This window comes from Homoserinimonas sp. A520, assembly GCF_054489245.1.
In genome coordinates this window covers 1-13691 of sequence record NZ_JBTMWX010000003.1, presented here as the reverse complement: position 1 = coordinate 13691, position 13691 = coordinate 1, and the positions used below count along the sequence as shown (strand labels likewise).

The window sequence follows — 13691 nt, the reverse complement described above, 5'->3', positions numbered from 1 at the left end:
TAAACCGCCCTCGAAAAATTCCAGCACACTAGCTTAGCTGTGCTTGCCGAACGGTGGCCGCGGACAGCGCGTCACCGTCCGTGACGGCCGGTTCAGTCAGTGGCGGATGCCGGTCAGAGCTGCTGTTCGCGAAGAATCTGCAACGCGCGGTTGACCCGGTCGCTGAGACCGGCCACCCCGCGGCTCGTGCGTCTCTCGAGCTCGTCCAGGGTCTTCACCACTTCGGCGCGCTGCTTGCCGTTCACCAGCGCCCACGACGCCCGCGCCCGCAGTGAGATCCGGGCACTCCGGATGGCGAGGAAGATGCTGGCAGCAGGAATGAGCACGGCGGCGAATCCCATGACCATCGCACCCCACGCGTTCTCCGCGTCACCCAGGCCGGTGATGATGGCCACCCAGATCGCGGCGAGCGCCAACACCGCCAGCGCGATCGGAATGATGCGCAGGAGCCGGGCGATCTTCTCGTGCCGCACCGCCTCGCGCTCATCGATGACCCGCAGCTCTGAGCGCCAGGCGTCGACATCGGCCTTGGTGAGTTTCCTCGCCTGGGCGTCACCGATTGCGAACCTGAGCAGGGCGTACGACTGGATGTCCCTGGTCAGCAGGGCAACGGTGGCGACAACGGTGACCGACACGACGAGGACGACGACGGCGAGCGCGAGCAGGATGCCCACCACCACCAGCACGTCGCGGTCGAAGACGAGGCTGGCAGCCAGGTCGATGCCGAGGGCGAGCGCCAACGCCAGCAACGCCGCGGTGGGTGCCACCCAGAACAGTTCGTGGGCACGCCGCCTGGCCAGCTGTCCGGTGCTGGTCCTCGCGTTGCGCAGGTCGAACCAGGCTGTTCCCACGTCGGCGATCTGGAACAGCAGCCCGCCGAGCCACAGCGCCACCAGCCACAATGCGATCTCCCAGGCCATCGTCACCAGCGTTCCTCCAATATGGCCTCGATCTTCGCTCGGGGCGGTATGGACGATACGGCACCCAGCTGTTCGACGGACAGAGCCGAGGCCGCGGTCGCGAAACGGACGGCGTCCGGAAGGTCCCGGCCTTCGGCCACCGCAGCGGCGAATGCGCCGCAAAACGTGTCGCCGGCGCCGGTCGTGTCCACCGCGTCGACTGGCGGTGGGGTGACGGTTGCCACCAGCGCACCGGCCTGGAAAAGCTGCGCGCCACGGGCGCCCAGCGTGACGATCACGGTGTCCACTTGCGCTGCAAGCGCCGATGATGCGACTGCCAGGTCGTCGCTGCCGCCGATGAGGCAGGCTTCGTGCTCGTTGACGATCAGGTAGTCGAGCAGCTCGATCAGCTCGTCGCTGAGGGAGGCCGCCGGTGCGGCGTTCAGCATGACGGCGCAGCCGGCCGCCTGCGCGGCGGATGCCGCCTGCACCACCAATGGGACAGGCAATTCGAGCTGCATGAGGAGCACCCGCGCGGAGGTGATCGCGTCCCGCTCCGGCCCGGTGAGTTCGGTCATGGTCGCGTTGGCACCGGATGCGACGACGATCAGGTTCTCTGCGGCCCGATCGACCAGGATGAAGGCCTGGCCGGTGTCCCGGTCGGTGCGGCGGACAAGCCCACTCGACACGCCCGAGGCTGCCATGGCATCCGCCAAAGAGTCGCCGAAGGTGTCGGTGCCGAGCGCTCCGATGAAAGTGGTGGGCGCTCCGGAGCGCGCCGCCGCGACCGCCTGGTTGAGTCCCTTGCCGCCCGGGTGGCGCTGGGCGCTCTCGGCCAGGAGGGTCTCGCCGGGGGCCGGCATCCGCTCGAGCGTGAAGACGACGTCCATATTGGCGCTGCCGACGATCACGACGCGTGCAGGATGCTCGGAGCTCATGTCAACGAGGATACCGGCGTACCATCTCGGCATGACCCGAACCAGTCAGCACGGCAAGGCCTATGAGCGCGAAGAGACCGAGAGCGAGCGGCTGGATCGCAACTGGAACGAGATCCTGCAGGAACTCCGGGTCACCCAGACCGGAACGCAGATCCTCACCGGGTTCCTGCTGACTGTCGCCTTCCAGAACCGTTTCACCGAGTTGGACGGCGTTCAGGTCACGCTCTACCTTGCGCTGGTCGCGGGCGCGATCATGACGACCGCGCTCGGCCTGGCCCCGGTGAGCCTGCATCGGCAGCTCTTCCGGAAACGGGCCAAGGACGAGATCGTGAAGATCGCCAACAGCAGCCTGCAGTTGACGCTCTTCGGCATCGCCCTGGTGCTCAGTGGTACAGCCGCGCTGATCTTCGATGTCGTCGTCGGCAGGGCCGCCGGGATCATCGTCGGCGCGGTGACCCTCCTCATCGTCCTCGTGCTGTGGCTCGTCGTCCCGATGGTGCGCCGCCTGCGTCGCGAACAGCGCAACACCGGGGTCGAGAGCTAGGTGACATCTACTGCTGGCCGTCTACTGAGGGTCGGCTACGGCTGTGGAGTGGCATCCTCGATGACATCGATGACACCGGTCACCGGAACCAGTCCGCTGAGACGCTCCGGCCGCAGCACCCGCTTGACCTCTTCCTCCGTCATCAGGCCGTTCTCTACAACGAGTTCCGCGATCGACGCGTTCGTGGTGAGTGCGGTGTGCGCCAGCGTGGCTGAGGCCGTGTAGCCGATGTACGGGGTGAGAGCGGTCACGACGCCGACGGATGACTCCACCTGGGCAGCCAGACGCTTCTCGTTCGGCGTGATGCCGTCGATGCAGTTCACCCGCAGCGTGTAGCAACCATTGGTGAGCCAGGCCAGCGACTGGAGGATGCTGTGGGCGATGACCGGCTCGAAGGCGTTCAGCTGCAGCTGTCCAGCCTCCGCAGCGGCCGTCACGGTCGCGTCGGCTCCGATAATGCTGAAGGCGACCTGGTTGACGACCTCAGGAATGACCGGGTTGACCTTGCCCGGCATGATCGACGACCCCGCCTGCTTGGCTGGGAGGTTGATCTCGCCAAACCCGGCCTGGGGACCAGAACTCAGGAGACGCAGGTCGTTGCAGATCTTGGAGAGCTTGACGGCCGCCCTCTTCAGGTTGCCGCTCACCGTCATGAACACGCCAACATCGGAGGTGGCTTCGATGAGGTCCATTGCGGTGACGGTCTTCACGCCGCTCACCTCCGCAAGGTGGCGGCAGACCGCCTCCGCGTACCGGTGGTCGGTGGTGATACCGGTGCCGATCGCCGTTGCACCCATGTTGATCTCACTGAGTAGCGGCATGACCTCGGTCAGGCGGTCGTAGTCCTCGGTGAGGGTGTGCGAGAAACCGGTGAACTCCTGCCCCAGGGTCATCGGGACGGCATCCTGCATCTGGGTACGGCCGACCTTGAGGATTCCCGCGAACTCGTTGCCCTTCGCTGCGAACGATCCGGCGAGGAGGGCGTGTTCCTTCAGCAGTCGCTGGATGCTGAGGATCATCGCCAGCTTGATCGATGTCGGGTAGACATCGTTGGTGCTCTGGCTCCGGTTGATGTCGTCGATCGGGTGCATGTGCTCGTACTCGCCGTGCTCCTTGCCGAGCAGCTCGAGTGCACGGTTGGCGATCACCTCGTTCACGTTCATATTGGTCGAGGTGCCTGCACCGCCCTGGATCACGCCGACCAGGAACTGGTCGTGGTGCTTGCCTGCGATGAGCTCATCGCACACCTGGTCGATGACGTCGGCCTTCGCCGCATCGAGAACGCCGAGCTCCTTGTTCGCGCGGGCGGCAGCCTGCTTGACCTGGGCGAGGGCCACGATCAGGTCCGTGTAGACAGAGATCGGCCGACGGGTGACCGGAAAGTTCTTCAGCGCCCGTGCCGTGTGGATGCCCCAGAGGGCGTCGCGGGGAACCTCCATCGATCCCAGGGAGTCGCGTTCGACCCTCGTCGGACCTCCCCCAGTTGTAGGGACACCCTTGACCGGTTCCGATTCCGAATAGGGCTCTGTTGTGTTCACGTTGATTGGCTCCGTCGCCTGCTTGGTGGTGGGTAAATGACCCCTCCAGCCTACCAACCCCGGATGCGTCACCAACCGCAGGAGATTCACCGAGAGCCCTCAGTCGGACGCCAGAAAACTGCGTATAGCCACGCAATTCCGCGGTAATTCAACGCCAGACGGTGTTTCTGTTGCGATCGCGCCGGAGGCGGTCCGCGGTCTGGGTGCCGCGATCGGTTGTCCCCCGCCACGTCGACGCTGCTTGGTGCTCGGGCTGCCCTCCCGTCAGCCAGACCTCGAAGACCGTCCGGAAGCAGCCCTCCAGCCGACGCCCCCTGTGCGGGGGCGTCACCCGGACCGGGGGCAGATATTCCTGCCGAAAACTACCGGCCAGCCGTTACTATTCGATAGTTGCAGTTGTATTCCTCTCGTTTTTTCTTACGGGAGTGAATGTGCTGCACAGCGGCATTCCACGTGGGGATGGATTGTGAGCGGCTCGCCAATATGGATGAGTCGCCGGGACGAGAGGTCAAAGCCTTGCTAGACGACGACATTGTGACGGTGCCCGCAGGTTGGTACCCGGACCCGATGGGGCTGCCGCAGCTTCGCTGGTGGGACAACTACGCCTGGACCGAGTTCACGTCCGCGGCACGCACCCCCCTGATCATGCAGGACGAGCCCAAGCTCGCCTACGCCGACGACGACCTTCCGTCGCGCCGGTCCCAGCGCGAGCAGCGCCAGCAGGACGGCAACCGCCAGCAGAGCGGCAACCCGGCGGACCTGGCCACCACCCTGCGCCAGCTCGAGCCGCCAAAGCCGCAGAACATCGAGCTGAGCCAGCCGGCGCCGAACATCGCCGACACGTCCGTGCCGGCCGGCCCCACTGCAGAACAGCTCCACGAAGAGCAGCGTCAGGAGCAGTACCGCCAGGAGCAGTACCGGCGCGAACAGCAGCAGGAGCAGCAGCGCCAGCAACAGCAGTACCAGCAACAGCAACAGCAGTACCAGCAACAGCAACAGCAACAGCAACAGCAGTATCGTGCGCCCGAGCCCGAGGTCGACCCGTTCGCCGAGTTCCTGAACGAGCCTTCCGCACCCCGCGACACCAGAACCCATGGCAGCTACCCCGAGCAGCCACAGTTCGGTGCCGACGCCTTCACCGAGCCCGCATTCGACCAGTCGCTCTACGCCGACCAGGCCGCCTCAGCGGGCTACGGGCAGCAGCAGCCTGCCGCCCAGTTCGCGCCGCACTCGGCCAGATTCGGAAACGAGCACGACGCATCCGCCCAGTTCGGATACGGACAGCAGCGTCTCGGCGTTCACGCGCCGCTCGCGTACACGCCGTTCGTCTGGATCATCGCGATGATCCCGCTCATTCAGCTGGTGGGCATCCTGCTCGTCGTCTCCGCTGTCGACGTGGCCATGGCGCTTCCCTTCCTGGTTGCCATCGGCGTCGGCCCGTACATTGCAGGCATCCCGCTGGCCCTCGCGGACCAGCGACAGCTGATGCGCATGGGACACCAGCGGCCGGCGCACTGGGCCTGGTCGATCCTGACCTCCCCCGCCTACCTGGTGGCTCGTGCCATCGCGGCCAGCCGCGAGCACGGCAAGGGATTGACCCCGCTGTTGGTCTGGGCCTCGCTCAGCCTGCTGCAGGTCGCATCCATCATCGCGGTACCCGGCATCCTCATCTCAGCCATGCCCGCCGTCTTCAGCGCCGAGGTCGAGGAATCCATCGAGGCGGACTCCGCCATCGCGGGACGCGAACTCGCAGTCGATTGCCCGGCCACGCCGCCGGTCCAGATCGGCGGAACGTTCAACTGCACGGGCGTCCTCGCCTCGACCGGCGAAGAAGTCGGCATTGTCGTGCGACTGCAGCGTGCCAACGGCTGGATCGACTGGCGCGTGTACGGAATGGTGTGGGAGAACGCCACCCCGGCGGGCGCCAGCCCGGATGCCACCGAAGACGCGCCGACCGATTCACTCGAGGGCGACGCTGTTGAGGGTGAAGCTGTCGAAGGCTGACCAGAACCGCGCTACTGAGCAACGTGAAGAAGGCCATCCCGCTGGGGTGGCCTTCTTCACGTCACGGCTACAGTAGGGACGGTGGATGGCGAAACCGGTGCGTGGCTGAGCGATCGGGAACGCCGAAGGCTGACCCGGCTCCCCAGTGATCGCGCCAAGGTGGCCACCCTGGCCAGTACCGGCCTCATCGCCGCGTTCATGCAGACGCTTGTCACCCCGATCTACCCGCACCTGCCCGCCTTCCTGGACACCACTCCAGCGGATGCGTCGTGGGTGCTCACCTCGACGCTGTTGGCAGCCGCAATCGCGACCCCCATCGCCGGCCGCCTCGGCGACATGTTCGGCAAGCGTCGCCTGATCCTGACCCTGCTCCTCATCATGACCGCCGGGTCGATCATCGCGGCGCTCTCCAACACGCTCATCCCGATGGTGATCGGGAGGTCACTTCAGGGAGTCGGGCTGGGAGTGATCGCTCTCGGCATCAGCGTGCTGCGTGACATCCTTCACCCCAAGCGGCTGGGTGCCGCAATCGCGCTGGTCAGCGCCACCCTCGGGGTTGGAGGTGCCGTCGGCCTGCCGATCGCCGCCGTCATCGCCGAGAACTTCGACTACCACTACCTGTTCTGGCTGGCAACGCTTCTCAGTCTGGGGGCGTTCGCCCTGGTGCTGGCCATCATCCCGGTGAGTACGCTGCGCACGGGTGGGAGGTTCGACTTCGTGGGGGCGGTGGGCTTCGGCATCGGACTCGTCGCCATCCTGCTCGCTATCGCGAAGGGCAACGAGTGGGGCTGGCTGAGCCCCGTGACCCTCGCTCTGCTCGGCGGCGGAGTCGTGGTGTTCATCGCGTGGACGTTCTACGAGCTGCAGACAACAGATGCGCTGGTCGACCTGCGGGTGGCCGCCCGCCGGCCGGTGCTGCTGACCAACCTGGCCTCCATCTCGGTCGGGTTCGCCTTCTTCGTCACGGCGGCCTCCCTGCCGATCCTGCTCGAAGCCCCGGCGTCGACCGGTGTGGGGCTCGGCCAGAGCCTGCTGGTCGCCAGCCTGTGCCTGATGCCGAGCGGGCTGGTCATGTTCTTCATCTCGGGCACCGCCGCCCGGCTGTCGGCCGCGCGGGGGCCGCGCACGAGCCTGGTGCTGGGCGGCATCATCCTGACGGTGAGCTTTCTCGTGGGCTCATGGCTGATGACGGAGCTGTGGCACGTGATCCTGCTGTCCACCATGGTCGGCTTCGGAACGGGATTCGCGTACGCCGCCATGCCGACCCTGATCATGCACTCCGTACCGCCCACGGAGACGGCCGCGGCGAACGGGCTCAACTCGGTCATGCGCACGCTCGGGTCGACGGCGGCCGCGACGATCGTCGGAATCATCCTGTCCACCCAGGTACAGGTGGTCGGCGGCATCTCGGTGCCGACGCACGAGGCGTTCCGCCTGACCTTCCTGCTCGCAGCTGGCGTCTCGCTGGTCGGGTCGCTGATCGCCGCGTTCATCCCGCGACGGGAGATCCGCTACGAGGACACGGCGAGTATCCCCGTCCAGCGCAGGCCTGAACCCTGATACCGGATCCGGCGCTGACGCCACCGGGCAGGAATGGCCCGTTAAACGGGCCTGGGTGGCGGGGCCGAAAGCGGTGATCGCCGATCTGCGGATATACCCCCGTACTCCGCGACCGACTCTCGCCTAGCCACCGCCACCCAGCTGCCCCCGTGTTGCGTGATAGTCACAGTAGCCCCGTGCGCCCCAGAGGTTCTGCCCCCAAAACGCGGGTCAGCTATATAGGGGACACTGCGGAGGCTCGATTCCGCCCTATTCTGCGGCGTCCATCGCCTGCTCCAGCAGGCTGACCAGTGCATCCAGCTGCACGTTCGACGCGTCGACCACGTCCTCGTCCGAACCGTCGAGTGCGCGTGCCGCGAGGCCCGCCTTGCTGTCGATGAGCTCGGCGATCTTCGCGTCGATGGTCTGGGAGGCGATAATCCGCCACGCGGTCACCGGCTCGGCCTGACCGATGCGGTGGACCCGGTCGATGGCCTGGGTCTGCTCGGCCGACGTCCAGCTCAGTTCGGCCAGGACGACGTTGGATGCCGCCTGCAGGTTCAGGCCGACCCCTGCTGCGGTGAGCGACGCCACCACGACGGAGACTTCCGGGTCGTTGTTGAAGGCGTCGACCTGGGTCTGGCGGAACTTCGCGGTCTGGTCGCCCCGGATCGACACGGTCTTGAGCCCTCGTTTGGCCAGGACCTCTTCTGCCGTGTCCATCACGTCGATGTGCTTGGCGAAGAAGACCACCTTGCCGACCGAGCGGGCGAGCTGCGCGGTGTAGTCCGCGGCGAGCACAGCCTTGGCCTGTCCGATCTTGCGGACCATGGTGAAGACGTTCTCCCCCGTCTTGGCAGCCTTCGACTCGTCGAGTTCCGCCCGCGCCACCATTCGCATGAGTTCCGGGTGCCGGTCGCTGTCCCCGGCTTCACGGCTGAGGTTCGGCGACGACTTGACGAGAGCGTTGTACCTGGCGAGCAGGCGCTGCCCCAGTTCGAACTCGGCCTGGCGGATGCTGCGCCCCAGGTCGTCGTCGAGCTCCACCGGCAGGTCGGCGATGCGCTTGGCCGGCAGGTTGGCGGCAACGTCCAGCTTCTTGCGCCGGACGATTCCCATATCGATGACCGTCTGGCGTGCTTCGGCGAAGAAACCGAAGTCGGCTGGGGTCAGCCCGTTCTCTTCCAGTGCTTCCATCAGCGCGGCGGTCGGCTTCTCGCCGTCGATCCAGCCGAGGAACTGCCAGATGGCCCTGAAGTCCTCGATCGTGTTGATCAACGGGGTTCCGGTCAACGCGATCATGAGCGCATTCCGGTGCGACTTGCGGATGCTGTCGGCCAGCGACAGCACATGCTTGGAGCGCTGGGACTCGCGGTTCTTGATGAAGTGGGCCTCATCGACCACCATGCCCTTGAACCCGAGGGTCTTCAACCAGCCGACGTGTCGATCGAGTACGTCGTAGTTGACGATGACGACGTCGGCATAGGCGTCAAGGTCCTCACCGGAGCCGTGGATGACCGTCGCGGTCTTATTGGGCGTCCACAGCTGCACCTCGCGGGCCCAGTTCATCTTGACCACGTTGGGCACGACCACCAGCAGGGGGTAGGAGCCCGTTACCGAGGCGGCGAGCAGCGCCTGGGCGGTCTTGCCGAGTCCTGGCTCATCCGCCAGCAGGTAGGTGCGGTGGCCCTCCCGGGCGCTGGCCACGAACGCCGCCTGATGGTTGAACAACGTGAGGTCGTCCGGCACGGCACGGTCGGCCGGCGCAGGCTCCGGAAGGCCCATGCTGGCGACGTTGCCGCCTGAGCCGTACTCGAAGGCCCGGAACAGCGGCTCGAGCAGCTCCCAGTTGGCCAGGCGCCTGGCCACCGGCTTCTGCTTGACCGGCTGGCTGAAGTCGGGCGCCAGGAACGGGTTGCTCAGCTGGCGGGAGATCACCGATTGCGGGACGACCTGCTTCTCGGCGGCCACCGTAGGTTCAGGGGCCTCGGATGCGATGATCAGCTCGTCGGGGCTGAGTTCGGCACCCGAGGCCATCAACATGTCACGACGGAGCTTTCGTGCGGCGTCGGAGATGGTGGCGTCCTCCGCGAGGAGGGCGATCAGGGATGTGTCCCGCGCTGCCGTCTTGGCGAGGATCGTGGCAACACCGTCGAGGCGCTTGAGGGTCTCCACCCGCTCCGCGTCGGTGAGGGAGCTGTCGTTTTTGGCGTGCGCGCGCTCCTCGCGCATGAGCAGCGCGATGACCTGGAACTTGGTGCGGTTGGACGGCCCGACCTTGCCGCGCTCGGCGGCACCCTCGATCTCGCGAACTGCGCGCGCGAGCACCGGGATGAGTCCCACGTCGTCTCCCGGACGGGAACGACGATGCGGCGCCTTGCGTGAGCTTGAACGACGCTGGGTCGTCTTGCCTGACGCGGCGTTGCCGTGTGATTGGCCGGAGCGGGCCATGATCCTCCTGAATCAAGTGGTGTCACTGCCCCCTGGCAATGACAGCGCCGCATCCAGTGGATGCGCTCGATCGGCCTGACACTGCACAACAAGATCAGCGGCCTGCCGATGGGCGGCGATTCCAGACTCAAGCAGCGCGTGAACCCAGACTGTGTAATCGTTTGAGAGTGAATACAGCCTGTGCAATACGGTCGAGACGGTGATCGGAATCGTCAGCGCCCACCCAGTTTAGAGCATCCGCGCCGTAATTGCTTGAACGCGTCGGCGTGGTCACCAGGCGAGTTGCCGCGCTCTAGCCCAGGCGCTTCAGGTCGCGCAACGCTGGGCCCTCCAGCCGGGCACCGGTCGCGGTGAACCGCGAGCCGTGGAGCGGGCAGTCCCAGCTGAGCTCAGCGTCGTTCCAGGAGAGCACGCCGCCCAGGTGCGGGCAGACGGCCGACACCCGATGCACTGCACCATCGACCCGGCAGGTGCCGACCGGGCGAATTCCGTCGTGGGTGACGGCACCGGTCGCCTCAGGCAGCACGGGAAGAAGGTCACAGGTCCAGGCCTTCCAGTAGCCGCGGGCGAAGTGAACGGCGACCGAGGCGTTCGCCCCCAGGAAGGATCCGACATCCGCAGCGCTGGTGACTCGATGGTGGAGGGTGCGCGCCCACGGCAGGTGCCCACCCAGGATGTCCGCCGAAAGCGTCAGGGCTGCCGCCACCGCGTTGGCCATGCCCCACTTGTCGTAGCCGGTGGCGAGGAAGATGCGTCCACGGCCGCGGGGCAGCCAGCCGACGTATGGGATGCGCCCGACCGGCTCGTAATCCTGGGCGGACCAGGAGTGCGTGCGCTCGGCCCCGGGAAAGTTCTGGAGGGTCCAGCGGTGCAGGTCGCTCACCGCCGCCTTCGGCGACGGTGACCGCCCGACAATGTGGCCGTTGCCTCCGACAATCAAGTGTTGCCCGCTTTCCACCGGCACGGCGCGCAGTGACCGGCCCGGGGAGTCCACCGAGACGTACATGCCGGCGGGAACCGGTCCCGGCACAGTGAAGGCGAGCGCGTAAGAACGCTGAGGGACGACCTTCGCGAAATAGAGCCCGCGGTCCAGCACCGGAATGCCGGTCGCCAGGATGAGCTTGCCGGCAAGCAGGTCACCCCGGCTGGTGCCGACCACGGTGGGGTCGCCCGCTCTGGCGCGAGTCAACCTGGTGTGTTCGTGGATCACGCCGCCGCGGGCTTGCACGTCGTTCGCCAACTCGGCAAGCACATCCATCGGATTGATCTGCGCCTGGTCCGCCAGGCGCACGGCGCCGTAGGTCCGGTAGGGCAGCTCATCTGCGGCGGCCATGGTCGCGTCGAGTCCGAGGCGACGTGCCGCTCGCAACTCGCGTTCGACCACTCGAGCGCCATCCGGGGTTCCCGCGTAGCTGTACGCGTCGCGGCGCTGCGTCGGAATTCCGTGGTCGTCGCAATAGCGGAGCAGCCACTCCATGCCCTCGCGATTGGCCTCTACGTAGGCACGGCCGACGCGAAGGCTCTGGTGGCGCAGGATGGAGCTCAGGCGGGTTCCGTGCAGCAGGCTGACCTTCGCTGTTGTGTTGCCGGTGGTGACCGCGCCAACCTCCCGTGCCTCGATCACGGCAACCGAGAGACCCGAGCGTGCGAACAGGAGTGCAGTGGTGAGGCCGGTCAGGCCGGCGCCCGCCACCACCACATCGAAGCGTCGACCCGCCTCGAACGGGTTGCCGAGCGCCTTAGGGCGCTGGTAGCCCGGCGTGGTTTGGGTCGGGTCGAGCCACAGCGACGTCATCGTCGACGATTCAGTTGTGCTTGTCATGCTGCACACGGTAGTGCGCGGCGGTGTGTCGAGCATCCGCTCTCAGCGTTCTTTGACGTCAACTGCTGCGGAGCGTCAGCTGTCTTTGCGGGGAACCTTGATGAACACGCCGGATGCGATGAGCACGAGTGCCGCGACGAACTGGATGGCGACCCAGCCCTGCCCGTTCAGCTCGATCACCCAGGCGGGGTTCCAGATGACGGCGATCGGCCCTAACCCGATGAGCCACCACCAGGCGCCAGACTGCCACGCGTAGACGGCGACGATCACTGACAGGATGCAGACACCGAACCGGATGAAGAGGTAGGCGTCCGACTCCAGGAGCGCGAGACCGGCGAACAGCACCAGGGCGGCGAGGATGCCTGGCGCCAGGGCCGGTCGGGTGAAGTTCGGCGTCGTGGCGGTAGGCATGCCACAAGGCTATGGCAGATGGTGTCCCCTAGAGTCGGCATGTGACCGCGAACCAAACCGCAGCCGACTCCCGGGTGATCGCCCACCTTCAGGAACTCGTGCGCATTCCCACGGTGTCCCAACTCGATGAGACCACCACCGATTGGACCCAGTTCAGCCGCTTCATCGAGACGTTGCCGACGTTGTACCCGCTCGTCCACGAAAGCCTGGAGCGGGAACTGGTTGGCGGATACTCGCTGCTCTATCGGTGGCCCGGACGCACCGCCGGCAGTCCGTCCGTGTTGATGGCCCACTACGACGTGGTGCCGGCCACCGCCGACGGCTGGACGCATCCGCCGTTCTCCGGTGAGTTGACGAACGACGACGCCGGCACGCCGGTGATCTGGGGACGCGGAACGCTGGACGACAAGGGGTCGCTGGTGGTGACGCTCGAGGCCGTCGAGGCGCTGCTCGGCGAAGGCTTCACACCGGAGCACGACGTGTACCTGAGTTTCGGGCACAACGAGGAGACGGCGGGAGACGGCGCCCAGGAGATCGTTGACCTGCTGGATGCGCGCGGGGTCGTTCCCGCTTTCGTCCTGGACGAGGGCGGGGCCGTCGTGGAGGGTATCTTCCCCGGTGTCGATGACCCGATCGCGGTCATCGGTGTGGCAGAGAAGGGCATTCTGACCCTGACCATGACGGTCGACCAGAACGGTGGGCACGCGTCCACCCCGCCGAAAATGACGGCGACAGCTCGGCTGGCGAAGGCGATCGTCGCCTTGAACCGCAAGCCGTTCCGGGCGGGGTTTTCCGCCACCAACCTGGAGATGATCCGGACGCTGGGTGCGCACGCTCGCCAACCCTTGCGGTTCGCGTTCACCCGGCTGTGGCTGACCCGCGGGCTGCTGCTCTGGCTGTTCCGGCGCCTCGGCGATGAGACCAGCGCGATCGTGCGCACCACGCAGGCAGTCACCCAGCTCTCCGGAAGCCAGGCGTCGAACGCGCTGGCCGAGCGCGCGGTGGCGACCGTGAACATCCGCGTTGCCGTCGGGTCGTCGGTGGCGGATGCCGTCGAGCATGTTCGCCGCGCGGTGGCAGACCCGGCTGTGCGCCTCGAAACCCATCAGCCGTCGGAGCCTTCACCGGTCTCCCCCACCACCGGCCCGGCGTGGGAGCGATTGCGGGGCGCGGTGGAGGCTACCTACCCCGGCACGATCGTGACGCCGTACGTCATGCTCGGTGCCAGTGACAGCAGGCACTTCACCCGCATCAGCGAACACGTCTACCGCTTCAGCCCGTTCGAGATGTCGAAAGACGAGCGGGGCACGCTGCACGCGATGAACGAGCGCATCACCGTGTCGACGTTCCTGCGTGGGATCGAGTTCTACCGGAGGCTGATCGGCGGGCTCTGAGTTCTCGCTCGGTGGTCTCGATACACGTTCTCGCTTCGCTCGCCCGCACTCGACCCGCAGAACTATGATTTTTCGCGTTTGCTGTCGCGTTTTCGTTGTTTCTGTTTTAGTCGTTCGACGTGCCGGGTGGGTGATCGGCTGGCGGGGTGCC

The 13691-nt window shown here is 66.4% G+C and carries 10 protein-coding genes; 4 read left to right on the top strand and 6 right to left on the bottom strand.

Annotated features, from left to right (window positions below; genetic code table 11):
- Nucleotides 1–113 precede the first annotated feature (113 nt).
- Both ACX3PH_RS08675 and ACX3PH_RS08670 read right to left on the bottom strand, forming a co-directional pair.
- Nucleotides 114–926: a hypothetical protein gene (locus tag ACX3PH_RS08675; RefSeq protein WP_459091496.1), complete on the bottom strand. Its 813-nt coding sequence runs from the start codon at nt 924–926 to the stop codon at nt 114–116.
- Nucleotides 923–1837 (bottom strand): ribokinase, encoded by a 915-nt coding sequence (locus ACX3PH_RS08670; protein WP_459091494.1) that lies wholly within the window; start codon nt 1835–1837, stop codon nt 923–925. The genes ACX3PH_RS08675 and ACX3PH_RS08670 overlap by 4 nt, the downstream gene beginning before the upstream one ends.
- 31 nt (nt 1838–1868) lie before the next feature.
- On the opposite strand from ACX3PH_RS08670, the gene ACX3PH_RS08665 reads away from it, so the two are divergent.
- The gene (locus ACX3PH_RS08665; RefSeq protein WP_459091492.1) at nt 1869–2381 is read left to right on the top strand and encodes a DUF6328 family protein; all 513 of its coding nucleotides are present in this window, start codon (nt 1869–1871) and stop codon (nt 2379–2381) included.
- Nucleotides 2382–2416: 35 nt separating this feature from the next.
- Here ACX3PH_RS08665 and ACX3PH_RS08660 read toward each other — a convergent pair whose 3' ends face one another.
- On the bottom strand, nt 2417–3919 hold the full coding sequence (locus ACX3PH_RS08660; protein WP_459091490.1) for an aspartate ammonia-lyase: 1503 nt from the start codon (nt 3917–3919) through the stop codon (nt 2417–2419).
- A gap of 483 nt (nt 3920–4402) precedes the next feature.
- On the opposite strand from ACX3PH_RS08660, the gene ACX3PH_RS08655 reads away from it, so the two are divergent.
- Both ACX3PH_RS08655 and ACX3PH_RS08650 read left to right on the top strand, forming a co-directional pair.
- Nucleotides 4403–5923, top strand: a complete 1521-nt coding sequence (locus ACX3PH_RS08655) for a DUF2510 domain-containing protein (RefSeq protein ID WP_459091488.1) — start codon at nt 4403–4405, stop codon at nt 5921–5923.
- Between the two features lie 81 nt (nt 5924–6004).
- Complete coding sequence (locus tag ACX3PH_RS08650; protein WP_459091486.1) at nt 6005–7483, top strand: MFS transporter; 1479 nt, start codon at nt 6005–6007, stop codon at nt 7481–7483.
- A 249-nt stretch (nt 7484–7732) separates the two neighbouring features.
- On the opposite strand, the gene ACX3PH_RS08645 is transcribed toward ACX3PH_RS08650, so the two are convergent.
- The 3 genes from ACX3PH_RS08645 to ACX3PH_RS08635 all read right to left on the bottom strand — a co-directional run bounded on the left by ACX3PH_RS08645 (nt 7733) and on the right by ACX3PH_RS08635 (nt 12146).
- Entirely contained in the window at nt 7733–9913 is a 2181-nt protein-coding gene (locus ACX3PH_RS08645) for a DEAD/DEAH box helicase (RefSeq protein WP_459091484.1), read from the bottom strand.
- A 292-nt stretch (nt 9914–10205) separates the two neighbouring features.
- The gene (locus tag ACX3PH_RS08640; RefSeq protein ID WP_459091482.1) at nt 10206–11735 is read right to left on the bottom strand and encodes an FAD-dependent oxidoreductase; all 1530 of its coding nucleotides are present in this window, start codon (nt 11733–11735) and stop codon (nt 10206–10208) included.
- Between the two features lie 75 nt (nt 11736–11810).
- Nucleotides 11811–12146: a DUF6804 family protein gene (locus tag ACX3PH_RS08635; RefSeq protein ID WP_459091480.1), complete on the bottom strand. Its 336-nt coding sequence runs from the start codon at nt 12144–12146 to the stop codon at nt 11811–11813.
- Nucleotides 12147–12187: 41 nt separating this feature from the next.
- On the opposite strand from ACX3PH_RS08635, the gene ACX3PH_RS08630 reads away from it, so the two are divergent.
- Complete coding sequence (locus ACX3PH_RS08630; RefSeq protein WP_459091478.1) at nt 12188–13540, top strand: M20/M25/M40 family metallo-hydrolase; 1353 nt, start codon at nt 12188–12190, stop codon at nt 13538–13540.
- The last annotated feature ends 151 nt before the right edge of the window (nt 13541–13691 follow it).